Here is a 22,533-nt window from a genome sequence, read left to right on the forward strand (position 1 = left end):
ATAAACGGATTTATTCCTTAAGGAGGTAGAAGGATCGTTGATCTGCTGTTCTACAGCAAGGAAAATGAAAAGCCGGAAAAAGCAATTGAAGTGGGAGGAGGAACAAGATGGGACATCGTATCCAGTTTGACCGCTACCCAGGTGGCGTGATGAAGGCCTTGACGTTCAGTTATGACGATGGTGTGGTGCATGATCGCAGACTGGTGGAAATTTTCAATCAACATGGGCTGCGGGGCACATTCAATCTGAATTCCGGTACCCTGAGCAAACCTGGCAGAATGGAGACGACAGAAGTTGCGAAGTTATATGCCGGACATGAAGTGGCTGTGCATACGGTCACCCATCCTACATTGCCTTATGTCCCGGATGAGCTGCTGACCGAAGAGATTATGGAAGATCGGAGATCGCTGGAACAGCTTGTCGGTTATCCGGTAAGAGGTATGGCCTATCCAAATGGGGGTTATGACCGTTCACTTAGCACCAAGCTCGAATGGCTTGGCATCGATTATGCACGCACGGTTGAATCCCACGGCAGGTACACACTGCCTGAGCGGCCGCTCGAATGGCATCCAACCTGCCACCACAACCATGATTTGGCGGCCCATGCCGAACGATTTATCCAGCATACGAAGACAGGTACGCCACTCTTGTTATATGTATGGGGTCACAGCTATGAATTCAATGATAACGACAATTGGCAGATTATAGAGCAGTTTGCTGAGCAGATTGGTGGTCGGGACGACATCTGGTACACAACGAACATCGAAGTGATTGCTTACTGGAAAGCGGTCAAACGCCTGGAGTGTTCAGCAGATCGGTCCATCATCCACAATCCGTCCGCGATCACCGTCTGGTTTACGGCGGATCAGCAGGTGGTTGAAGTGAAGGCTGGCGAGACATTGCGACTAACCGAACGAATCAAGGTATAGGAAGGGAGCTGACGATCATTCGTTATTTTCATGAGAACGAGGCGATTGCAGGCAAGGTGTATGATTCAATTCCGGATATTTTGACTATCGTGGCACAGCGTTATATTGGGGACCATCCGAAACACTCCTTTTTGTTCCGAGCGTACCACCGTGGAGGCTTCCGCAGACTTGGGGATTATCGTTATGATCTGAATCTGGATGCCAAGTGGAAAGAGGCTCGTGCAGGACAGTACGTATACGTATGGGGCAAGTTGTGGAGCCAGCAGGAGGCTACATTAAATACGGGACTGAACTGTTATAGTCCGGTGACGGTCTATGTGAATGGAGAAGAGATTTTCAAATCGGAGCTATTGCAGGAATTATTTCCCGAGCGCAGAACCCAGATTCCGATTTCCGTGAAATTTGGCTGGAACGATGTGTTGCTTTGTTTTGTAAAAACAGAGGTGGGATTCGGCGGGATCTACGGAACGGCCTCATTTAAAAACTTCCCGCTTCACTTCCTCACACCTGGTGTGGACCGCCAAGGACAGGAGGGCTGGCTGTACTCGGAACCCGTCGATGAACCTTTATCATCACTCCCTCGTGATGGCATGACTGAAGAAGAAACGGGCCTCTCCTGGTATCCGCGCAGGGACTGGTCAGAAGGGGAACAGAATGCTGGAGCTTTCGCCAGAATCTTTGGGACAGAGCAGCCGGTTGTTGCGTACGCATGGTCCAAACTGGATGTCATTCAACCGGGATCGACACCTGTTCTTCTGCAAGGGAAACATGAGGGTGCTCTCACCCTGTACGTTGATGGCAAGGGAATATATTCCGCTGGGCAAAGCAGCAATTTTCGCATTGAACTGCCTCGCCGCTATGGTCCATCTGATCTGATAGCGAAAGGTGAAACCAAGGCTGGGAGCGAGTTGTGGGGATTCACACTGGAGGATGCGAAGGATTCCACTGCAAAAGGCTGGAGATTAAGACCACCTCATCCGGTTGCAGGATGTCCCGATGCGTGGCTGTATACGGGTGCATTTTCCCCAGGCTCTGAACCATCTCCCCAAGACATCGTGGTAACAGATACCGTATTTGATGATGGAGCCCAAGGTGTATACTGGCATGTGGATCTACCTGAAACGAGTGTCCGGCCCTATTTGGAAAATACCCATTATGGCAAATGGAATTATCCACTCGGTGTCACCCTCCTCGGACTTCTTCAGATTGGACAGGAGTTGGGACGTGACGACTATGTTCAGTATGTGCGGGACCATATCGGCCTGAGTACGTCGTTTGACCGTTATGGTCTGTGGGATCGGGAAGGGTACGGCGCCGCGGGAATTAATAATCAGTTGTCTGCAATCGACAGTCTGGATGATTGCGGTTCATTTGGATCTACGCTGCTCGCAGCGATGGAACTCGGCGACATTCGTGGAGGTAAAGATACCGCAAATCGTATTGCGGGCTATATTACGGATGAACAGGAACGTCTAGACGACGGAGCCTTTTACCGTGTTCGTGGCAGCGGCGAGATGCGCCAGGAAACGATGTGGTGTGATGATCTGTATATGAGCACACCTTTCCTGATGCGTTACGGTCAGTTGACGGGAGATACTTCTTATTGGGATGATGCGATCAACCAGTTCCTGATGTTCCGCAAATATCTCTATATTCCGGAACAACAGATCATGTCCCATGTGTATGATTTTGTGCGTGGACGGGCGACAGGTATACCCTGGGGGCGCGGGAACGGATGGGTTCTGTTTTCGCTAACCGAACTACTGTCGATTCTGCCAAGCGATCACGTCAAACGGCCAGAACTGCTGAGTTTTTACCGGGATTTATGTCAGGGGTATTTGGCGCTGCAAGGTGAAAATGGACTCTGGCATCAGGTGCTGAACCGCCCGGATTCATATGAGGAAACCTCCTGCACGTCGATGTTCATCTACGCTTATGCCCGCGGTATTCGTGAAGGCTGGCTGGAGCAGCCAGAGGCCTACCTGGATGCGGTGCGCAAAGGATGGGAGGGCATGACGCGTCTGTCCATTGATTATAAAGGCAACGTGTACGGTGTATGTCGGGGTTCCGGTTACTCCTTTACCGCACTCTATTACCGGGACGATCTGGGATGGATTCTGAACGATACGCACGGTATCGGCATTGTGCTTCTGGCCGGGATTGAGGCGTATAAAATGAACCAGCAGCTGAGCCAGATTTCGCTCGACCCTTCGGTTACAGCTGGACAACGCTAGTACAGCAATTATGAGAGTTCATCTGCATACAGCCTAACGACAAATAAAGCGGCACAGCCTTAAGGGCTTACCGCTTTTTTCGTTATGAATGGAAATATTCTATTCAGATTCCAAATTAAACGTGTTGTTAAAACAGTTCCAATTGCTCCGGCCCCTCTTCCTCCTCCCGCTCCGTACGGTCAGGAAAGGGCTTCACGGGCTGCTCCAGCAGCTCCATCATCATCTGTGCATTGGCAGCCGCGTCGCCGCCCGAGTTGTTGTTGAAAATCACATACACATCTTTGCTCTGCTCCTGCAAATGCTCTAAATAACCTTTCCACTCCAGCAGCTCTTCCTGATTGTAACGATACAGATAACGGGTCTCGCGCCAATTGGGTGCACCATTCTGATGCCAGCCTGATACATTGCGCCCATGCATACGTACCAGCGTCATCTCGGCATCGGTAGCTTCGGGTACAATAGGGATAGATCCTGGCCCCGCCTGAGGTTCATCACAGACGCTGTGAATCCAGCCTTGTTCCTTCAGAAATGCAAGCGTTCGTTCGCGCATGCCCTCTTCATACCAGCTGCGATGACGAAATTCGAGGGCACACGGGATGCCTTCCATTCTCAGTTTTACTTCACGCAGTTCATTGACATTGTCCCGATTGCATTCAAACCACGGCGGGTACTGGAACAAGGCCGCTTGCATCTTGCCTGCTTCCATGACAGGCTCCAGGGATTCGCGAAAAGCCTTATACATCTCCGAGGTGCTTGTGAAATAGGGTTTTCCCCGCAGATGTCCTGTCATCCCTTGATAGGCTTTGACGATAAAAGCAAAGGACTCCGGCGTCTCCGCTGCCCAGCGTGCCATCCGATCCCGAGGCTGAACGGCGTAGAAGGAACTGTCTACCTCCACGGTCGTAAAATATTGTCCATACAGACGGAGCTTGTCTTTCGCTTTGGTACGGTTCGGGTACAAATCTTCCTGATCTCCCCAGCCCGTAAGTCCAATCCGAATCATAAATAACACCTCCTGCTGCTTCTTCTGATGTCGAGTTATATTTTAGTCGTCTAATGGCGTTCATGAAGTGAAGATGCCATAGTAGTTATATATCAATCTTCTATGTATAGTTAACCGATTCGCGTGGGCCTGACTATGTTTAACATTATATCGTGTGGTTTCCGGCCGTTCAATGTGGGCGAAGCTTGGAAATTTTTGAGTTTGAAGGATAAAGACGGTACAATGGCTAAAAGCTATAGAGATATGATCCGGCTGATATAACAGCGTATTACGGATAGTTGGGCCAGTGACCATGTGGAGGGCGATACGTAATGACGGAATGGTATGAAAAGAGTTTTGGAGAAGACTACCTTCTTGTGTACAAACATCGGGATGTGCAGGGTGCATATCAGGAAGTACATAAAATGATTAATTGGTTAAAGCTTCAGCCAAAGTCCAAGGTACTTGACCTGTGCTGTGGTATGGGCCGACATTCTCTGGCCCTTGCAGATGCTGGTTTCCAGGTAACCGGAATCGACCTGTCTGATGTGCTTCTGCGTGAAGCACGCAATATGGACACAGAACATCGTGTTGAGTGGTATCACGCCGATATGCGTGAGCTTCCACTGAAAGGCGGATTTGACGCCGTTGTCAATCTGTTTACCTCATTTGGTTATTTCCAAGAGGATGGGGAGCAACTAAGAGTGTTACGCGCCATTCATCGGATGCTGAAGCCGGGGGGCAGCTATATTATTGATTTCATGAACACGGCTTATGTGACTCGCCATCTGGTGCAGCATTCAACACGTGAAAGCGAAGGACAGAATATTGAGGAGTTTCGCAAGATCCAGGATGGATTTGTACAAAAAGAAATTCACATCACCGATACCGAATCGGGCCAAAAACCACGAATCTATCAGGAACGCGTCAAACTGTACACTCGCGAACAACTACGTGATCTGCTTCACGAGGCAGGACTCGTGGTGGATCAGGTACATGGCGGTTATGATGAAGAGAAGTACGATGAGCAGACATCGCCGCGGATGATTTTTGTCGGTCATCGGCCGGAGCAGTAGAGTTGGAGGAGAATATTAATGAAGCGAACGGAATCCATTCCCATGCCAGCAGGCATGCATCGGGTCAAGATTACAATGGCTTTTCCACTGCGTTGGGTGAACAGCTATGTGCTTCATGAACCGGATGGAACAATAACGATTGTTGACCCGGGACCACGCAGTACTGAGACGGAACAGGAGTGGCACGAAGCACTCGCAGATTTCAATTTAACTTTTCAGGATATTAGTCAGATTGTACTGACCCACCATCACCCCGATCATCTGGGGTTGTCCGGCTGGCTACAGCAGCAAACGGGTGTGCCTGTTCGAATGTCCACACGATCCCGCCAGGAAGCGGATTACATGTGGGGAACGGAGGCAACTATAAATACAGTTTTGCCTGAATATTATAGTCACCATGGAATGCCGGAAGACAAGACGCAGCAGATCCGTGAACATATGGAGGGATTCATCTCACAGATTACGCCACTTCCCGTAGTGACACCGATTGAAGATGGCGAATGGTTGGTTATGGGCGGGAAAAAGTGGCGTGCTGTAGAAACAGGTGGTCACGCGCCAGGACATCTATCCTTCTATGCGCCAGAATCCAGGGAGATCTTGTGTGGAGATGCCGTATTGCCGCAGATCTCACCGAATATTAGCCTGCAGCCGGGAAGTGACGATCAGCCTTTATTGTCTTATATGGAAGGGCTGCATCGACTGGGGGCTTTGGATGTAGAAGTGGCATATCCAGGGCATCGGAATCCGTTTGGCCATTTTGGCGATCGAACGGTTCATCTGCTTACTCATCATGAAGAGCGCCTTCAGAAGATGATGGAGCGAATCCGGGAAGCACCGACGAATGCGTATGATATCTGTGTGTTTATGTTTGGTGACCGATTGGGAACACATCAGCTTCGTTTTGCGATGAGCGAAACTTTGGCGCATCTGCAAGAATTGATCCGGCGAGAGCATATTATACAGGAGCAGCAGCCTAACGGAGTATTCTTTTTTATCGAAAATACTTAGAATGACAAGACTTTGACCAGGAGAACTGCCTGTTCAGAGTCTTTTTTGCGTGTAACGACTCCAATAAATGAAAGCTTTAGTCTCTCTTAACCGTCCATTCATCTTCTTTTAAGCCAGCACTTCTATGATAAATGCATGAACTTCGCCAGAGAAAGCAGGGAAGAGCGATGACTAGGAAAAAACGAAACCAATGGAGAAAATGGCAAGCCTCAGCGGCAGCAACGTTGACCGTGGCTGCACTCTTTCAATATGTAAGAACTTCTGATGCCTTTGATGTCGCTTATGCGGCGGCTAATGGTACCGATATAAGCAGTACAGCTTCTACTCAGATAGATGCTCAGGATGATGTCATGGACGAATGGACGAAAAACACAGATGGCAATTCCGATGCATCGTCCAATGAGGGCTATAGCCTGGATGAGGGAACGACCGATGGAAGCAATGCCATCGGTTCGAATCAAGGCAGGTCTTCGGGCGGTTGGATAACAGATCAGAGCAGCAATCAGGATACAGACTCCGGATACAGCGGTGGCAATTATCAGTCACGCACGGGTGCATCATGAGCCGCACGGAGCAAGTCTCCCGTCTTCTTAAGTTCCGCTTCCGGGCGATGAACACGGACGTGGAAGTTCAGTTAGCCGCAGGACGGGAAGAAGCTGAGCATGCGGCAGCCTTGGTGAAGAATTGGTTCGAAGCGCAGGAACAGCGTTTCAGCCGATTTGTGGAAGACAGTGAATTGAATCGTCTGAATTGTTGCACAGGATGGATGCCCATCTCCGCAGCAATGGATGAAGTGTTAAGTTTGGCATACGGTTATATTGGACAGACGGAAGGGATTTTTCAGCCAGGTATTTCTCAGGCTCTGCGGGCTTCTGGTTACGATGTCAGCTTCGAGCAGCTGCAACAAAGAGAGCTTCAGCAATCTGGAACTGAACGCAGATTGGACATTCGACAATTGGATATAACAGATATGCTGAGAGACGAATATGACTATAGCCGCCCACGTTGGATTCAAAGGGAAGGCAGCCGAATGGTTCATAAGGACCCTGGGACTGAGCTGGACCTTGGGGGCATTGTTAAGGGGTGGGCCGTTGAGCGTATCGCCGATTGGCTGCAACGTACACTTCATATTTCGGCCGGATTAATCAATGCAGGTGGAGATATTCAGGCATGGGGGACAACACTTCATCCGATGTGGTCCGTGCAAGTCACCGATCCTTATCAGGAGGAGCGTAATCTGATAGGGAATATTCAATTGAGGAAAGGTGCAATTGCTACTTCAGGAGTGGTACGAAGACAGTGGCAGAATACGGACGGAAGCCTTTCACATCACTTAATTGATCCCCGGACGATGGAGCCAGCAGATACGGATGTGCTACAGTGTACCGTTCTGGGCCAGCATGCTTCGCAATGTGAGATTATTGCCAAGACCGTCTGTATTTTGGGAAGTGCCGATGCAGTAGGTTGGTTAAACCGTCATTACGACCGGCATGATGTCCTGTGGATGACCCGGGATGGGAGCACTTATTTTAGAGGAAATACCGACACGCTCGCTGAACGCTGGCCTGGTTTCGATCCGGATCACCGCTTCAGTCTTATATAAACGACAAGTCTATCAGATATGGGGGAGCCGGTTATGGCGCAATGGATTGTAGATTACCTGCCGACGTGGAATATCATTCGAATTAGTGGGATCGCCGCTTATTTGCTACTCTTTGCGGGGGTATTTCTGGGGATTGCTCAAGGCATGCCAATGGCTAAAGGCAAACCTAAAGCGGCCATGTTTAAATGGCATACCCGAACGACCTGGCTCGCCTTTGGACTTGGACTCATGCATGCGTTAACCCTATATATTGATCACTATAGCCCATTCACCTGGCGTGAATTGCTGATTCCGTTTACGGCTTCAGTACATCCGATCGGCAGCGGACTGGGCACGTTATCTTTTTATGGTTTGGTGATCGTACTGCTTTCCAGTGATCTGCGTAACAAGCTTGGCCGTAAATGGTGGTTTATGTTCCATATGTTGTCTTATCCCGTATTCATCGGTTTATTGTTCCATGGCATGGTTACCGGCTCTGATTCAGGCAATGTGCTTATGCGTCTGATGTACGTGTTTACTGGCTTGAGTATAGTTGGTATTACAGTACTTCGTGGCATGCTGCGAGAACGCAAAGGCCCGGAAATTACAATTGGACCCAGTCGTGTACAGCCTAAGCCGGCAGCGGAACAGAAATGGGCAGAGGTGTATCGTTTGGCGGGAGCGGGAAGACAGGAGCATCTGAAATAGCGTATTACAAAAATAAGTGAATCAACACAAAAGAAGCGGCCTTCGTGGCCGCCTTTTTGTCATGATCAGAAGAAGTCTGATTGTTGAATTTACTTGGTTCGTTCATTTCCAACTCCTATTACACATGCAAATTATACGATATCATCGCTGACAGGTTTTTCTCCCAAAGCTTCTTCAAGCTCCGATTGTTTGCGATGCGCAATCCGGCTGCTGGCTGCTGAGGCAATGGCCCCCACGATATCATCCAGAAACGTATGCACAGGCCCGAGGCTCTTGTCGTTTAAACGTTCAAGCACACCGGGTTTTAGCTTGTCTACATAGCCGTAATTCGTAAATCCGATACTTCCGTATACGTTGACGATGGAGAATGCGAGAATCTCATCAACGCCATATAACCCTTCATCATTCTCAATCATCTCCTGCAAAGGAGAAATGAGTAAGCCTTGCTCTGCCAGCAAGTCCAGTTGAATACCTGTCAGGACTGCGTTCTGAACCTCACGTTTGCGTAATACTTTCTCCACATTGTCGATACATTCTTCCATCGTAAGACCTGGGTAATACTTATTTTGCAGCATCATGACCAGTTCTGCGATCTCAGGGATCGTAACGCCCCGCTTGTGCAGCCATTCCCTCGTTGCCTCTGCCACTTTACGGCTATTCAGGCTGTAAGGGATTTTTTCTTGCTCCGGATGTTCCATGGGCGATTCCTCCTCTGAAGTTAGCAATGTCCCTACACTTGTATCCTAATACGTTATTAACCGTTTTGGGTTTCTTTGCTATCCCTCGATGGGGATGGAAAGCCTGTTTTCAGTTTTATGCATGATGAGCTTGTTTAAAAAGTAGTTATTTTTTGGGCAAAGGCTCGTATACATGGTAGTACAAACTGTAAAAATGATGAGGGGGAACGTGATCATGAGTAAGATCCGTTATTTGCGTACAGCTTCTGCAGCTGCGCTGTTGAGTATTCCTGTGGTGTTATCCGGATGTGGTATGTTTGGGGCACAGTCCTCCGAGGCTATTGATCCACCGCCGCCGATTCAGGAAGCGGCCATGATTCAGGCTGCCGAAGGCAACGGATCACTTGCCAAGCTGCCACTTACAACCGTGTATCTGCAGGACCAGCAAGGTTTATTGGCTCCAGTATCCATGACACTTCCGTCGGGCACGGACGTCAGCAGTCCCAAGACCGCTCTGGATACACTTGTGACGGGTGGTCCATATGCTGGGATGTTGCCTGAAGGATTTCAGGGCGTTCTCCCGCAGGGTACCGTTGTTCAGAACGTAACGATTCATTCGGATGATAAACTGGCAGTCGTGGAGTTCTCCGGCAATTTTGCCAAGTATGATGCCAAGAACGAGCGCAAAATGCTGGAGGCTGTCACCTGGACTCTCACCGGCACACCAGATGTGCAGAACGTACAGATTTGGGTAGACGGCAAAAAGTTAACGCAAATGCCTGTAAACAGCACACCGCTGCCGGAACCGCTGAATCGGGCGGTAGGCATTAATCTTGATTTGGGTGATACATTCACGACCAACAGCAGTCCGGTAACGGTTTATTTCTCAGCCGCTTCGCCAGCAGGCATTCAATATTACGTCCCGGTTACACGTCTAGTGACACCAGGTGGAGACCGGGTGCAGGCGGCGTTGAATGAACTGATTAAGGGGCCAGCCAAAGGCGGCGAGCTGGAAGAGGTTATGACCGGCGGAACGCAGCTGCAATCGGTCAAAACGTCTGAGGATGGAACCGTAACGGTTGCACTCAAAGATGATATGTTTACTGAGGGAGATGTCGTGCCAAGTGAACTGCTGCAATCCGTTGTATTGACTACGGCCGAGAATACAGCTGGCAAGGAAGCTAAAGTCCAGATCGAATGGAATGGGCAAAAGACAGTCATGAGTGATGATAATCGGGATTACAGTGCCCCAGTATCGAAGCCTGAATATATCAATGAAATTCCAATTTAAGTCACAAAGGCGTTTTAGCCTACTGTTGGTAGAACTCTTTGGGGGACAGGATGCTTTTAAGTGAACTCTTTGGTAATATAGAAGGGATTAGTAAAAGTGTGAACAAGCTCGACATTACAGGATGCTTAAGTCGTAGGAGGCAGAAATGATGAGATCTAACGGACGAACCAGCGACCAGCTGCGCCCGATGAATTTAACAATTAACACGAATAAATACGCCGAAGGTTCTGTACTGATTGAAGTGGGAGATACCAAGGTTATTTGTACAGCTACGGTGGAGGAACGTGTTCCTCCCTTTATGAAAGGGCAGGGTAAAGGCTGGGTAACGGCTGAATACTCCATGCTGCCACGTGCAACACATACTCGTAATCAGCGTGAAGCGAACCGCGGCAAATTGACTGGACGCACCATGGAAATTCAGCGTCTGATTGGCCGGGCACTGCGCTCGGTCGTTAACTTGCAGGCGCTTGGTGAACGTACGATTACACTGGACTGTGATGTAATTCAAGCCGACGGCGGTACACGCACAACGTCCATTACTGGTTCGTTTGTAGCTCTGGCGCTCGCGGTGAACAAAATTGCCCAACAGCATAAATTGCAAGTATTCCCGATTACGGATTTCATTGCAGCGGTAAGTGTGGGTGTAGTTGGAGAACAGCCTGTGCTGGATCTGAACTATGATGAAGATTCCAAAGCCAAGGTAGATATGAACCTCGTGATGACAGGCGGCGGGAAATATGTGGAGCTTCAGGGAACAGGTGAAGAAGCACCATTTGACCGTCGTGAGCTGAACGCGATGCTGGAGCTGGGTGAGCAGGGTATTCTGGAGATGATTGAGCGTCAAAAAGAAGTTCTCGGTCCCATTGCACTCAAGATCGGTGCTCGTGGATTAGGAGAAGCCTAACATGAGTCTGGATAGCCCAATTATCATTGTCGCAACCCGAAATGCGGGGAAAGTACGTGAATTCGCTCATGCATTCGCTCCGCTGGGTAAAGAGGTCAAAAGCATGTTCGACTATCCGGAGCTGCCGGATGTCGTTGAGGATGGCGTAACCTTTGCAGAGAATGCCTGGAAGAAAGCCAAAACGGTGGGCGATGCTCTTGGTCTGCCTGTCCTGGCTGACGATTCGGGATTGTGCGTGGATCTGCTGGATGGTGACCCGGGAGTGTATTCTGCGAGATATGCAGGCGAGGGTGCAACCGATGCGAAGAACAATGCCAAACTGCTTGAAGCGTTGGAATCGCTCAAATCCGGTGAGGATACGGAGCAACCGCTTCTGAGTCCAGCAAGTTTCGTTTGTGCACTGGTGTTGTATGACCCGGCAACCGGAGACAAGTATGAATCAGAAGGCATGGTGGAAGGCTGGATCACAGCTGAGGCAGCCGGTGGTGGTGGTTTTGGATATGACCCACTCTTCTATGTGCCTGAATACGAGATGACGATGGCCGAGCTTACGCTGGAGCAAAAGCAGGCGATCAGTCACCGGGGCCATGCCCTGAGAGCGCTCGTATCCAGTCTGAAAGGCTGAGATTCAAACGAATCGGCTCATATGATTATGAATGTATAAGGTGAATTATGGCCTTGCTTAAATATCAAAGCGTTAGTGGAAGGTAAGAGTCATTCCTGTGGAATGCTTCACCGACCATTAACGTTTTTTTATTTTTATGAGTGGAGCCGATTCGTTTAAAGCCAATACGTGGGACCCAAAATAAATCCCGCTTTTTTCTGCGAAAATATCGGAACGTACGTTCTTGTACCTATATAAAAATACGGAGATTTCACGTTTGAGCAGAGCATTAGGACCGGGGTTGGAAGAAGTTGCAAGTCTTGTACAGTATGGGTTAACATTCAAGTTAACGAATCATCAATGAACTCAAACGGAGGGGATTTGTTTATGCAAGAAGTGAAGCTTACGGTGTCTTATGATGATTATGAGAACGGTATTCGTATGGAAACGTTGATCAGGGAACTGGCTGCGAAACCGGAGGCTGGTTCGCTGGAGAGTCTGATTATTGGAGACTGGGGACAGGCTTATGAGAATTCGCCGGATGAATTTATGGGCGCACTCATCGAGCTGGCTCAAAGCTTTCCGTCATTGAAGAAACTATTCATCGGAGATATGGGCTTTGAAGAATGCGAAGTATCATGGATTATTCAGACGGATCTTACACCACTGTTGGCTGCTTTTCCTGAATTGAAGTCATTCTCAGTGAAGGGCAGCAGCGGACTAAGTCTGGAACCCATCGAACATGCCAAACTTGAAGAATTAATCATTATTTGCGGTGGTCTGCCCAAAAGCGTGTTAGCTTCAATTGCCCGGGCTAAGTTGCCTGAATTGCGTAAGCTTGAGCTGTATCTGGGCGTGGATGATTATGGATTCGACGGTTCACTTCAAGATGTACTTCCACTTTTGGAACAGGGCTTATTTCCAAAGCTCGTATACCTGGGTCTGAAAGACAGTGAAATTCAGGATGAGATTGCGAAAGCTGCAGCTGAGGCACCCATTCTAGATCAACTTGAAATCCTGGATCTGTCAGAGGGCACGTTGTCTGATGAAGGGGCTGAGGCGCTGCTTGCCAGTGACAAGATCAAAAAACTGAAACATCTCAATCTCAGTTACCACTACATGACAGACGAAATGCTCATTCGCTGGAAACGTTCAGGTATACCTGTAGATGTTAGCGAGCAACAACAGAGTGATGAAGATGACTGGCGTTACCCGTCGTTAACGGAATAAATGATGTCAGGCATGACAGAAATGGAAGAAAATTTGCAAAGCCCAGTTAAGGATTCGGATATGACGCTGGAGCAGCCGTTCTTGTTAATTGGAAACCCGAATAATCGCCGAACCCTTGGATTACAGGAGGCAAGACAGCGTATTGGCTTACAACCTGCACTTGTGCTGCCTTATGCCCGGTTGCTAAAGACTTGGAGACGGGGCGGAACCATGGCGGATGCCGTACAGCAATGTCTGGAAGGGCGAGGGACTACACACGTTAAGGGAGAGCCGTGGATATCTTCACCAGCATCGATATTATATGCGAATCATGATTTAGTTCATGGAGTGAATAGTGTACCTCTTATTCGACTGGATGCCCCTGGTGAGGAATGGGAAGTAGAGCGTGAGCTGCTCTTTCTTGGAGCTGTGAATGATGTATCTCCGTTAATCGATGACCTTTCTGCGGGAATGATTCCGGCAGAACAGACAATCACTCTTGAACAGGAGTGGGGACGGATCTACGCGCCCAACCAATGGTTTCGTGGCTGGAAGGCCTGTTTGGAACGAATTCGCCATGAAGCTCTGGAATATTGGCCTAATGCCCGGTTCATGAATGATCCTCATGACATTGCGATCATGTTTGATAAAAGGAAATGCCAGCAGCATCTATCTGCCCATGGCGTTCACGTTCCCCCAACGCTCCAATCTTCGGAACCGATCCGCAATTATGCGGACCTGCGTACAGCGATGAAAACAGCGGGTATGAATCGCGTTTTCGTGAAGCTTGCGTGTGGCTCCGGGGCTTCAGGCGTTGTTGCTTATCAAATTAATCCGCGAACGGGTGCCGAAATTGCCATAACCACTGTTGGAATGGAACGGATTCAGGGAAAGGTCATTTTTTATAATGAAGGCCGGATGCGCAGGTACACACGCACTTCGGAAATTTCGGCGCTCATGGATTGGCTGTGTGCTGAGGGGGCCCAGATTGAACGTTGGATGGCAAAAGCGTCCCTGGGTTCAAGCGTGTTTGATATACGCCAGCTTGTGGCAGGTGGACAAGCAGGTCATGCCATCGTAAGGCTTAGTCAGACACCGATTACCAATCTGCATTTGCGCAATGAGCGGTTGCTGCCCGCAGAAGCGGGGCTGGATGAACAGCAGATGAATGGAGTTCAGACGGCAGCGAAAGCAGCAATGGCTGCCTTCCCCAACTCATGGTCTGCCGGGATTGATGTGATACTCAGTGGAGGTACTGAGCCGCGTGCCTATATTTTGGATGTGAATCCGTTCGGAGATTTGTTGTACAGAGTGCAGCATAACGGACTTGGAACCTATGAATGGGAAATGGAACTTTTGCGAAAGGAGCCTTACAACTATGACTGATATGAACACCATCGTAGGCTCCCATAATCTATTAATGATTACACTGGACACGTTAAGGTATGACGTAGCCAAGCTGGAGGAACAGAATTGCCCCAATCTGTGCGGTACGGGTCCTTGGGAGAAGCGTCATACTCCGGGAAGTTTTACTTATGCGGCACATCATGCTTTTTTTGGAGGCTTCATGCCTACACCTGCTAATACAAACAAAGCATCCCACGTACGACTTTTTCATTCCCGGAATACCGGATTAAAGACGCATCCGCATACGTGGCTGTTCGACACACCGGATATCGTATCCGGTTTTGCAGCTGAAGGATATCGTACGATTTGTATTGGCGGGGTTATTTTCTTCACCAAGAAAAATCCACTCGCCAAAGTGCTGCCAGGTTATTTTCAGCAGAGCTACTGGCGGATGAATTTTGGGGTAACCAATCCCAAATCGACTGAGCATCAGGTTCAACATGCCTTGAAGCTGCTGGAGCAAAGCGCACCAGATGAGAAGCTGTTTTTGTTCCTGAATGTATCTGCCATCCATGGGCCCAATCGCTATTTTGTGGAGGGTGCAAGAGAGGACTCGGTAGAAACACAGCGTGCAGCGCTTCGGTATGTGGACAAGGCCCTTGGGCCATTGTTTGATGCAATGAGGCAGCGTTCAAGGCCTACGTTTTGTTTAGCTTTTTCCGATCATGGCACGGCGTATGGTGAGGATGGCTATCAGGGGCATAGGCTCGCGCATGATGTTGTCTGGAATGTGCCTTACCGTGAATTTATTTTACAGAACAAATAATTCATATCATCAATAACTACACACCGGATACAGGGAGGAAACCGATGGACGATCAATCTCAACATACGACAGCAGGTCATTCCGCACAGTCCGGATCCAACACAGCTACAGGTCTCAGAGAAGTACTTGCTTCACCCTATCGCTCTTATTTATATTCGTATCCCCATAAGACCGCATATCGGGAGTTGACCCCGCCTTTACCGCTCGGTCCATTGTGGGAACGTGAGAATACCGATACGTATTTTTTATATATGCACATTCCGTTTTGTGCCGCTCGTTGCGGATTCTGCAACCTGTTCACGCTGCCGGATCGTCGTGATGACACCCATGTGCGTTATGTGGATGCGCTGGAACGGCAAGCCAAACAGTGGGCACCACTCACATCACGCAGACCCTATTCGAGGTTTGCCATCGGTGGTGGGACGCCCACATTATTAAATGAAATTCAGTTGAACCGTTTGTTTGATATTGCTGAACAGGTGATGGGGCTCGATCCGACGCAAGCTTCGATCTCGGTAGAAACCTCACCGGATACCGTGACGGAATCCAAATTGGCGATCATGAAGGAGCGAAGTGTGGACCGGGTAAGCATGGGCATCCAAAGTTTTATCGAAGCCGAAGCCTCAGCCATTTACCGTCCGCAAAAACCACAGGAAGTGGAACGTGCGCTTGAGAAGCTTACACGGTATGAATTTCCTCTGTTGAATCTGGATCTGATCTATGGTCTGCCGGGACAAACGGTGGAATCATGGCTGTATTCGTTGGAACGTGTCCTCTCATATGAACCGGGTGAGATTTTCATTTACCCGCTGTACACCCGCGAGAATACCATTGTGAAACCGGATGATATACAACGTCAGGGACCGGATATTCGGATGGAGATGTACAAGGCTGCACGTGAGACTTTAAAAAGCAGAGGTTATGTCCAGTATTCCATGCGCAGATTTGCCAAAGAACAATCATCTTCTGGAAACAAAGAGCTTCTACCCTACAGCTGTCAGGAGGAAGGCATGGTTGGTCTGGGTTGCGGTGCACGCTCTTATACCAGTGAAGTACACTATGCTTCCAAGTATGGTGTAAGTTATAAGGCCACACAGAGCATCATCACCGATTATGTGGCAACCGAGCGTTATGATGTGGCCGATTACGGCATTGTACTCAGCCGGGAGGAGCAGAAGCGCCGCTTTATTCTGAAAGCTCTGCTGCATCGGGAAGGTTTGGCGCTGTCGGATTATGATGAGCGATTCGGAACGGAAGTCCTGTCAGACTACGGATGGTTGAGTGAACTGTTGTCTGAGGGCATGGCTGAGCTTGAACAGGATGATAAGGGTAACCAGGTGCTGCGTCTGACAGAAGAGGGATTGGGCTACTCGGATGCTATTGGAGATTGGCTCATCTCCGCTGAGGTTCGTGAACAAATGGAAGGGTTTGTGTTCTCATGAGAGCAACCTTGTATTATCGGGGGAAGCTGTCGTCCTGTAATTACGACTGCCCATATTGTCCGTTTAGCAAAACGGTAGATTCCAAGGAGACGTTGGAAGTGGATGAACAACAACTGCGTCAATTTGTGAATTGGGTAAGGGATCAGGAGAGTGCTGGTCATCAATTTTCGATTTTCTTTAACCCGTATGGAGAAGCTCTGGTAAGACGTTGGTATCGGGAAGCGATGATTGAACTATCGCATATGCCACATGTGGATAAAATTGCAGTCCAAACCAATCTGTCCGTCAAACTGGACTGGGCCCGCGAAATGAACCGGGATAAAGCGGCATTCTGGGCAACCTATCACCCGCGTGAGACGAAGGAGTCTTCCTTCGTCAAACAATGTTTGACTTTACGTGAGATGGGACTTGCTTTCAGTGTGGGGACGGTTGGATTGCGCAGCGCATTTCCTGCTATTGAATCGATGAGGCAGGCGTTACCCGATGACGTGTATATGTGGATCAATGCATTTAAAGATCGACCCAATTATTACAGCGTGGAAGAGGTCGACTTTTTACGATCCGTTGATCCGCTGTTTGATGGGAACCTGCGGGATTATGATAGTCTGGGCAAGCGCTGTTCCGCTGGTTCGGAGGTATTTTATGTGCAAGGGTCAGGGCATGTAAAAAGGTGTTACAAGGATCGTCGAATTATTGGGCAGCTCTACCGCGATGGTTTGCAGGCTTTGGCCGCAGATCGGCCGTGTGGCATGAAGAAGTGTGGCTGTTACATCGGTTATATTCATATGGAGGATTCTCCGTTCAGAGATATCTTTGGAAATGGATTGCTTGAACGTAATCCGGTACTGATCAATCAATAGATATCGGTCAGCAAGTAGGAAGATGCTACGGAAGAATTACAGCAGTCTCTTGGTCATTTTAAAGTGGGATGACGTGTAGCCATACCATAATTTAGTCGAGTATGACAAAGGGGTGCTTGATAAACAGCTATTATGCTGCTCATCGGCACCCCTTTTAAGAATGAAAAGATAGCTTTTTTTATCGAATGGCCACTTTGTACGTACGCAACCACGAGTTGATCTGTGTTAGATAAGCAAATAGCTGTGGACCCGACATTAACTGTCCAAACCAGGGCAGGTTCGATGAAGCATCCGGTGAAGAGGCCAATTTACGAATTTGAGCTTTGTCGATTAAAGGCAAGATCGGTGAGCTTGCGTCATCCAGAATATCAAGCACCTGCTGTTTAACGGCAGCAAGATACTGCGGATTATGTGTTTTCGGATAAGGACTCTTTTTCCGGTACAACACATCGTCAGGCAGTACACCTTCCAGCGCTTTACGCAGAATGCCTTTTTCCCGTCCGCCTGTCATTTTCATGTCCCAAGGCACGTTAAATACATATTGAATCAAACGGTGATCACAGTAAGGTACCCGAACCTCAAGCCCGGCTCCCATACTCATCCGATCTTTCCGATCCAGTAGTGTAGGCATGAAGCGGGTGATGTTCAGATAGGACATTACTCGCATCTGGGCTGCTTTACCAGTCTCCCCATCGAGTAAAGGTACTTCAGCCACAGCATCCGAGTAGCGGTCCGCGAGATAGTCGAGTGGCCTGATCCATTCCCGAATGTCCGGGGATAACAATCCTGCTCGCATATCAGGCGCTACAGACCATGGGAATGTACCGGAGTTCAGCATTTCTTCCCGATGGAACCAAGGATAACCGCCAAATACTTCATCCGCTGCTTCGCCTGAAATGGCAACGGTGGCTCCTTTTTTGATTTCTTTACAGAACAGATAGAGTGAGGAGTCTACATCCGCCATACCCGGCAAATCACGCACAAGCATTGCCTGGGTCAGTGCGTGAACCAACTCGCCATTTTCAATCTCAATCCAGTGATGATCTGTCTTCAGTTCATCCACCATACGCTTAATCCAGGGTCCATCTGCACCAGGCTGGAAGGAATGGGCCTGGAAATGCTTTGCATTATCCACATAGTCAACAGAATACGTGCTGACTTGGCCTTGACCTGTACGGTTATAATAATCTACCGCTAACGCTGATAGAGCGCTTGAATCCAGTCCCCCCGACAAAAGAGAGCAGACCGGAACGTCCGAAGCCAATTGGCGTTCTAATGTATCCTGCAACAGTCTGCGTACTTCGGCAGCTGTCTCTTCCAAATTATGTTCGTGATTCTGACTTTCCAGCTTCCAGTAAGCATAGGTTTTAATACCGTTTCGGTTGTAGATAAGCGCATGCGCAGGTTTGAGCTCGTTAAGGGAGGAGTATACGCCGTGTCCAGGTGTGCGGGCAGGACCGACAATAAATACTTCTGCCAAACCTTCGGGGCCTACCGCAGCTTCAACATCCGGGTGGATGAGCAGTGCTTTGGGTTCTGAGCCAAATACGAGTGCATCCTTTGCATGACTGTAGAACAGGGGTTTGACACCCAACCGATCACGGGCGATAAAAACCTGTTCGCGTCCGCCATCCCAAATGGCGAAAGCAAAAATTCCGTTAAACCGGTCAACGCAGGCCGGTCCCCACTCAATATAAGAGGCGAGCAGCACTTCCGTATCACATTGTGTGCGGAAATGGTGTCCCCGCTGGAGCAATTCCTTTTTCAACTCGGGTGCATTGTATAGTTCTCCGTTATACACGACGGTATAGGAGGTGTCTCCCTGTAACGCATGCATGGGCTGTGCCCCGTTCTCCGGGTCCATAACGCTGAGACGCCGATGTCCGAACGCACAAGGATTGGAGATCCATGTACCTGAAGCGTCGGGCCCCCGGTTCGACAAGCTGTCCGTCATCCGGACCAGCAGCTCTGATTCCTGGGTCAAATCCCGATTCCACTGTATGAAGCCGGTTATACCGCACATGGTTTGTTCATCCTTTCTTAGTCGAGTCATTCATCCGTAAGGCTGCTTAGTTGCTAACAGCCAGCAAATGTTGTCTTTTTCGTCAGAAGTCGTAACAAATATATGCCGAAAGCAGGCATAAAATGTCTGTCCTCTTCGGAAACTATATCTAGGGACAACGGCCTCAACATGCCTGTGAAGGAGAGAACTTGCAAATGGACAGTATGACCTATTATGTATCTGTCATGGGGCGCTCTGTTATTCCGGACCCGCACGTAACATCGTATGAATGGGTGATCCAGGCGACGCCTCAGGAGGCGGAACAATTACTGGGACTGCTTAATCTGATGCAGGAAAAAGAGGAAGAGGCCTTTCCAGGAATGGTATTCCCTTGGCCGGATACGCCGGAGGAGTCTGTAAACCGCGCATATGAAGCTGTGTTACAGCAGGTGTATCGGGAGATTTACCGTTTGGGAACACCAGAGACCCGATACCAGATCGAACAAAGTACATGAAATGGACAAAGGAGCGCGATAACAAATGTATGCCATTCAGGATGCCAAAATACGCAGATTAACCGAAGTGGATGGATTGTCTTGTGCAGAAGTTGAGGTACAGCCTGGAAATACGGGTGATCCGTCTTTGCTTGTATACGTTGCGGCTACCCAGCCAGGGAATTCGCTTGAAGTCGTTCGAATTGTACGCAATCATTCGGATGCAGTCCTGGATTGGTACAATAACAATATGCACACCGCGTTTGAAGATGCTACGGAAACGGCGTTTGAGAACAGTGAAGGCATTACAGCAGGAGAAGATAAAGCCCGGTTTCAGAGTGAGTTACTTGCTTTTGGATTACTGGGACCGACGCTTCAGCGTTATTTGGTGGGGCAAGGTTAAGGTGGGCGTTCCAAGAAATGCCGATAGCTGCAAAGGATAAGCGGAATTACCCGGGGCCATACTATATGCAAGTTCCGGGGAGGTGATAGCAGTGGCTTCCAAGTTCAAGAAAAACAAAGGGAACCTTTATGCGCATCATACCGAGTTTGCCGAGGAAGTGCTCGCCATTAACAGCAAGCGTCCTGCCCAGAGAAATCCGTGGCGTCAGGGAAACAAGTAACCGGAATGCAGAAACCCGCCCTTCTTTCGAAAGGCGGGTTTTTGAATGTTTATTTTAACTTCGTTGTGGAGCTTGTGGTTAGGCATATTCACGCAGTACTTGAATACCTTTGACGATATTGTACACAAAACTTAATGCATAAATGACAAAAAACAGAATTACGAATCCGACAGCGGAACCTAGACTGTGGGCGGTAACGAAGAAATAAAGTAGCGGGATTGCCGCAAGAAACGGGAATATATGTGAGAGTAAGGCCCGTTTAGCATGTCCCTCAATATAGTTGTCTTTGGCTACAATCCAAATAATGATGGGAAACAGGAACGGGGCGAAGAAGATACTAAAATAGGATAATGCTGATAAAAGTTGTCTCATAGCGGTTTCTCTCCTTTATTTGGTTCAGTTGAATGTATGTATGCAATTGATTACCCAGCAAGTCTCATCCTGAATATGTCCGCCCATTATAAATGCACGTGAGCTTAATATCCTCAATATTGCCTGCTTAAAGCATTCATATTCTGTACCTGTGTTGAGTATGAAAATAATACGTTCAAGTCATGTGGAATGATGCAATTATTAATTTTTTTATAAAACTATTGAAAAATATAGAAATGAGAGTATAATAGGAATCGCGCGGTATTTTTAATATACATATTTGTCTCAGTAGCTCAGCAGGATAGAGCAACGGCCTTCTAAGCCGTCGGTCGGGGGTTCGAATCCCTCCTGGGACGTTAGAAAAAAGCTTCCTTCGGGAAGCTTTTTTGCGTACAGGGGATGAGAACCCCGAGGTTAGGAGGTTGGTAATTGTTTATAGGTGTAAACTATCAAGTGTATAGAATTTATATATTTAATTAATAAACCATCTTGTGACACAATGAAGATATCAATCATGAAAGCGATGGTGGTATCCATGCAATCGATTAATCAATGGCAAGCGGATGAGTATGACAACAAACTGGCTTTTGTATCGGGTTATGGTAAAAGTTTAATCTCATGGCTTCAACCTCAAAAAGGGGAGTATATCCTTGATTTGGGATGCGGGACAGGGGATTTGACGTACGAAATTACTGCAGCGCAGGCTGAGGTAGTCGGCATGGATGCATCACCCGACATGATTCGTCGTGCAAGAGAGAAGTTTCCCAATATCGAGTTCATAGAGGGTGACGCACATCAGTTTGCGACGAACAAGCTCTATGATGCCGTCTTTTCCAATGCAGCTCTACATTGGATGCGAAGTCCGCGACTTGTAGTGGATAGTATATGGAAGTCTTTGAAGCCTGGGGGACGTTTTGTAGCGGAGTTCGGTGGCAAAGGCAATGTACAGATCATTGTAGATGCATTAGAGGAAGTGTTTGAACGACACACTGGCATTCCTGGATCAGAGCGCAACCCTTGGTATTTCCCGACGATCGGGCAATATAGCAACATTTTGGAACAATGCGGGTTTTTGGTGCGACAGGCCTACCACTATGACCGTCCTACTAGACTGGCGGATGGTGAACAGGGTATAGAAGGCTGGTTGGCTCATTTTGGAGGGGACTATTTTGATGGTTTGAGTCAGGAACAAATTCAGGAAATCTGTCGTGAAACGAACCAAATCGTTGTGCCGAAGCTCTGGAAAGAAGATGCAATCTATGCCGATTATAAGCGTCTTCGAATTGAAGCAGTGAAGCCGGGAAGTTAAATAAACAAAATATGTATCTTTGTTAAATGAATTAATAGAATGTTTTTCATGAAA

23 protein-coding genes and 1 tRNA gene are annotated in these 22,533 nt (G+C 48.5%); 20 read left to right on the forward strand and 4 right to left on the reverse strand.

Annotated features, from left to right (window positions below):
* Positions 1-107 precede the first annotated feature (107 nt).
* A complete protein-coding gene (locus tag gpAD87_RS01185) occupies positions 108-929 on the forward strand; it encodes a polysaccharide deacetylase family protein (protein ID WP_064635793.1) in 822 nt (273 codons plus the stop codon).
* Between the two features lie 56 nt (positions 930-985).
* Positions 986-3,163: a glycoside hydrolase family 88/105 protein gene (locus gpAD87_RS01190; protein WP_082934963.1), complete on the forward strand. Its 2,178-nt coding sequence runs from the start codon at positions 986-988 to the stop codon at positions 3,161-3,163.
* Positions 3,164-3,290: 127 nt separating this feature from the next.
* Here the strand turns inward: gpAD87_RS01190 and gpAD87_RS01195 are convergent, their stop codons facing one another.
* Positions 3,291-4,166: a DUF72 domain-containing protein gene (locus gpAD87_RS01195; RefSeq protein WP_064635795.1), complete on the reverse strand. Its 876-nt coding sequence runs from the start codon at positions 4,164-4,166 to the stop codon at positions 3,291-3,293.
* A 311-nt stretch (positions 4,167-4,477) separates the two neighbouring features.
* Between gpAD87_RS01195 and gpAD87_RS01200 the strand changes: the two genes are divergently transcribed.
* From gpAD87_RS01200 to gpAD87_RS01220, 5 genes are all read left to right on the forward strand, one after another.
* Positions 4,478-5,221 (forward strand): class I SAM-dependent methyltransferase, encoded by a 744-nt coding sequence (locus gpAD87_RS01200; protein ID WP_064635796.1) that lies wholly within the window; start codon positions 4,478-4,480, stop codon positions 5,219-5,221.
* Positions 5,222-5,239: 18 nt separating this feature from the next.
* Complete coding sequence (locus tag gpAD87_RS01205; protein ID WP_064635797.1) at positions 5,240-6,229, forward strand: MBL fold metallo-hydrolase; 990 nt, start codon at positions 5,240-5,242, stop codon at positions 6,227-6,229.
* 167 nt (positions 6,230-6,396) lie between these two features.
* Positions 6,397-6,792 carry a hypothetical protein gene (locus gpAD87_RS01210; protein ID WP_064635798.1) on the forward strand — a complete coding sequence of 132 codons (396 nt, stop codon included), beginning with the start codon at positions 6,397-6,399 and terminating at the stop codon, positions 6,790-6,792.
* Complete coding sequence (locus tag gpAD87_RS01215; protein ID WP_064635799.1) at positions 6,789-7,832, forward strand: FAD:protein FMN transferase; 1,044 nt, start codon at positions 6,789-6,791, stop codon at positions 7,830-7,832. Before gpAD87_RS01210 ends, gpAD87_RS01215 begins: the two co-directional genes overlap by 4 nt.
* A gap of 33 nt (positions 7,833-7,865) precedes the next feature.
* Positions 7,866-8,519 (forward strand): ferric reductase-like transmembrane domain-containing protein, encoded by a 654-nt coding sequence (locus tag gpAD87_RS01220; RefSeq protein WP_064635800.1) that lies wholly within the window; start codon positions 7,866-7,868, stop codon positions 8,517-8,519.
* 131 nt (positions 8,520-8,650) lie between these two features.
* Here gpAD87_RS01220 and gpAD87_RS01225 read toward each other — a convergent pair whose 3' ends face one another.
* Positions 8,651-9,217, reverse strand: a complete 567-nt coding sequence (locus gpAD87_RS01225; protein ID WP_063566698.1) for a phosphatidylglycerophosphatase A family protein — start codon at positions 9,215-9,217, stop codon at positions 8,651-8,653.
* Between the two features lie 214 nt (positions 9,218-9,431).
* Here gpAD87_RS01225 and gpAD87_RS01230 point away from each other — a divergent pair, with 214 nt between their 5' ends.
* The 8 genes from gpAD87_RS01230 (at position 9,432) to gpAD87_RS01265 (ending at position 17,679) form a co-directional block, all read left to right on the forward strand.
* A complete protein-coding gene (locus gpAD87_RS01230; protein WP_063566699.1) occupies positions 9,432-10,487 on the forward strand; it encodes a GerMN domain-containing protein in 1,056 nt (351 codons plus the stop codon).
* 145 nt (positions 10,488-10,632) lie between these two features.
* Positions 10,633-11,391 (forward strand): ribonuclease PH, encoded by a 759-nt coding sequence (gene rph / locus gpAD87_RS01235; protein WP_053783129.1) that lies wholly within the window; start codon positions 10,633-10,635, stop codon positions 11,389-11,391.
* A 1-nt stretch (position 11,392) separates the two neighbouring features.
* A complete protein-coding gene (locus tag gpAD87_RS01240) occupies positions 11,393-12,016 on the forward strand; it encodes an XTP/dITP diphosphatase (protein WP_064635801.1) in 624 nt (207 codons plus the stop codon).
* Positions 12,017-12,382: 366 nt separating this feature from the next.
* Positions 12,383-13,225, forward strand: a complete 843-nt coding sequence (locus gpAD87_RS01245; RefSeq protein ID WP_064635802.1) for an STM4015 family protein — start codon at positions 12,383-12,385, stop codon at positions 13,223-13,225.
* Positions 13,226-14,590, forward strand: a complete 1,365-nt coding sequence (locus gpAD87_RS01250; protein WP_231952402.1) for an STM4014 family protein — start codon at positions 13,226-13,228, stop codon at positions 14,588-14,590.
* Positions 14,583-15,377, forward strand: coding sequence for an STM4013/SEN3800 family hydrolase (locus tag gpAD87_RS01255; RefSeq protein WP_064635803.1), 795 nt, complete (start codon positions 14,583-14,585; stop codon positions 15,375-15,377). The genes gpAD87_RS01250 and gpAD87_RS01255 overlap by 8 nt, the downstream gene beginning before the upstream one ends.
* Positions 15,378-15,421: 44 nt before the next feature.
* Entirely contained in the window at positions 15,422-16,819 is a 1,398-nt protein-coding gene (locus tag gpAD87_RS01260; RefSeq protein WP_064635804.1) for an STM4012 family radical SAM protein, read from the forward strand.
* The gene (locus gpAD87_RS01265) at positions 16,816-17,679 is read left to right on the forward strand and encodes an STM4011 family radical SAM protein (protein ID WP_064635805.1); all 864 of its coding nucleotides are present in this window, start codon (positions 16,816-16,818) and stop codon (positions 17,677-17,679) included. The genes gpAD87_RS01260 and gpAD87_RS01265 overlap by 4 nt, the downstream gene beginning before the upstream one ends.
* 178 nt (positions 17,680-17,857) lie before the next feature.
* On the opposite strand, the gene asnB is transcribed toward gpAD87_RS01265, so the two are convergent.
* Complete coding sequence (gene asnB / locus gpAD87_RS01270) at positions 17,858-19,702, reverse strand: asparagine synthase (glutamine-hydrolyzing) (protein ID WP_064635806.1); 1,845 nt, start codon at positions 19,700-19,702, stop codon at positions 17,858-17,860.
* Between the two features lie 194 nt (positions 19,703-19,896).
* Between asnB and gpAD87_RS01275 the strand changes: the two genes are divergently transcribed.
* The 3 genes from gpAD87_RS01275 to gpAD87_RS32760 all read left to right on the forward strand — a co-directional run bounded on the left by gpAD87_RS01275 (position 19,897) and on the right by gpAD87_RS32760 (position 20,798).
* Positions 19,897-20,196 carry a hypothetical protein gene (locus gpAD87_RS01275; protein WP_063566707.1) on the forward strand — a complete coding sequence of 100 codons (300 nt, stop codon included), beginning with the start codon at positions 19,897-19,899 and terminating at the stop codon, positions 20,194-20,196.
* A 25-nt stretch (positions 20,197-20,221) separates the two neighbouring features.
* On the forward strand, positions 20,222-20,578 hold the full coding sequence (locus gpAD87_RS01280) for a hypothetical protein (protein WP_064635807.1): 357 nt from the start codon (positions 20,222-20,224) through the stop codon (positions 20,576-20,578).
* Between the two features lie 91 nt (positions 20,579-20,669).
* Positions 20,670-20,798, forward strand: coding sequence for a hypothetical protein (locus gpAD87_RS32760; protein ID WP_256336669.1), 129 nt, complete (start codon positions 20,670-20,672; stop codon positions 20,796-20,798).
* Between the two features lie 78 nt (positions 20,799-20,876).
* On the opposite strand, the gene gpAD87_RS01285 is transcribed toward gpAD87_RS32760, so the two are convergent.
* Positions 20,877-21,170 (reverse strand): DUF4870 domain-containing protein, encoded by a 294-nt coding sequence (locus gpAD87_RS01285; protein WP_063566709.1) that lies wholly within the window; start codon positions 21,168-21,170, stop codon positions 20,877-20,879.
* Between the two features lie 282 nt (positions 21,171-21,452).
* Between gpAD87_RS01285 and gpAD87_RS01290 the strand changes: the two genes are divergently transcribed.
* Positions 21,453-21,526 (forward strand) — tRNA-Arg (locus gpAD87_RS01290).
* Between the two features lie 158 nt (positions 21,527-21,684).
* Positions 21,685-22,479: a class I SAM-dependent methyltransferase gene (locus gpAD87_RS01295; protein ID WP_231952403.1), complete on the forward strand. Its 795-nt coding sequence runs from the start codon at positions 21,685-21,687 to the stop codon at positions 22,477-22,479.
* The last annotated feature ends 54 nt before the right edge of the window (positions 22,480-22,533 follow it).

This window comes from Paenibacillus sp. AD87 (genome assembly GCF_001659845.1).
Classification (GTDB): domain Bacteria; phylum Bacillota; class Bacilli; order Paenibacillales; family Paenibacillaceae; genus Paenibacillus; species Paenibacillus marchantiae.

What these genes read in the sequence shown, in the direction of transcription:
- gpAD87_RS01215 (WP_064635799.1), top strand. Translation starts at nt 6,789, where the DNA reads ATGAGCCGCACGGAGCAAGTCTCCCGTCTTCTTAAGTTCCGCTTCCGG.
- gpAD87_RS01265 (WP_064635805.1), top strand. Translation starts at nt 16,816, where the DNA reads ATGAGAGCAACCTTGTATTATCGGGGGAAGCTGTCGTCCTGTAATTAC.
- gpAD87_RS01240 (WP_064635801.1), top strand. Translation starts at nt 11,393, where the DNA reads ATGAGTCTGGATAGCCCAATTATCATTGTCGCAACCCGAAATGCGGGG.
- gpAD87_RS01205 (WP_064635797.1), top strand. Translation starts at nt 5,240, where the DNA reads ATGAAGCGAACGGAATCCATTCCCATGCCAGCAGGCATGCATCGGGTC.
- gpAD87_RS01250 (WP_231952402.1), top strand. Translation starts at nt 13,226, where the DNA reads ATGATGTCAGGCATGACAGAAATGGAAGAAAATTTGCAAAGCCCAGTT.
- gpAD87_RS01225 (WP_063566698.1), bottom strand. Translation starts at nt 9,217, where the DNA reads ATGGAACATCCGGAGCAAGAAAAAATCCCTTACAGCCTGAATAGCCGT.
- gpAD87_RS01200 (WP_064635796.1), top strand. Translation starts at nt 4,478, where the DNA reads ATGACGGAATGGTATGAAAAGAGTTTTGGAGAAGACTACCTTCTTGTG.
- gpAD87_RS01255 (WP_064635803.1), top strand. Translation starts at nt 14,583, where the DNA reads ATGACTGATATGAACACCATCGTAGGCTCCCATAATCTATTAATGATT.
- gpAD87_RS01260 (WP_064635804.1), top strand. Translation starts at nt 15,422, where the DNA reads ATGGACGATCAATCTCAACATACGACAGCAGGTCATTCCGCACAGTCC.
- asnB (WP_064635806.1), bottom strand. Translation starts at nt 19,702, where the DNA reads ATGTGCGGTATAACCGGCTTCATACAGTGGAATCGGGATTTGACCCAG.
- gpAD87_RS01195 (WP_064635795.1), bottom strand. Translation starts at nt 4,166, where the DNA reads ATGATTCGGATTGGACTTACGGGCTGGGGAGATCAGGAAGATTTGTAC.
- rph (WP_053783129.1), top strand. Translation starts at nt 10,633, where the DNA reads ATGATGAGATCTAACGGACGAACCAGCGACCAGCTGCGCCCGATGAAT.
- gpAD87_RS01295 (WP_231952403.1), top strand. Translation starts at nt 21,685, where the DNA reads ATGAAAGCGATGGTGGTATCCATGCAATCGATTAATCAATGGCAAGCG.
- gpAD87_RS01185 (WP_064635793.1), top strand. Translation starts at nt 108, where the DNA reads ATGGGACATCGTATCCAGTTTGACCGCTACCCAGGTGGCGTGATGAAG.
- gpAD87_RS01275 (WP_063566707.1), top strand. Translation starts at nt 19,897, where the DNA reads ATGGACAGTATGACCTATTATGTATCTGTCATGGGGCGCTCTGTTATT.
- gpAD87_RS01210 (WP_064635798.1), top strand. Translation starts at nt 6,397, where the DNA reads ATGACTAGGAAAAAACGAAACCAATGGAGAAAATGGCAAGCCTCAGCG.
- gpAD87_RS01230 (WP_063566699.1), top strand. Translation starts at nt 9,432, where the DNA reads ATGAGTAAGATCCGTTATTTGCGTACAGCTTCTGCAGCTGCGCTGTTG.
- gpAD87_RS01280 (WP_064635807.1), top strand. Translation starts at nt 20,222, where the DNA reads ATGTATGCCATTCAGGATGCCAAAATACGCAGATTAACCGAAGTGGAT.
- gpAD87_RS01285 (WP_063566709.1), bottom strand. Translation starts at nt 21,170, where the DNA reads ATGAGACAACTTTTATCAGCATTATCCTATTTTAGTATCTTCTTCGCC.
- gpAD87_RS01220 (WP_064635800.1), top strand. Translation starts at nt 7,866, where the DNA reads ATGGCGCAATGGATTGTAGATTACCTGCCGACGTGGAATATCATTCGA.
- gpAD87_RS01245 (WP_064635802.1), top strand. Translation starts at nt 12,383, where the DNA reads ATGCAAGAAGTGAAGCTTACGGTGTCTTATGATGATTATGAGAACGGT.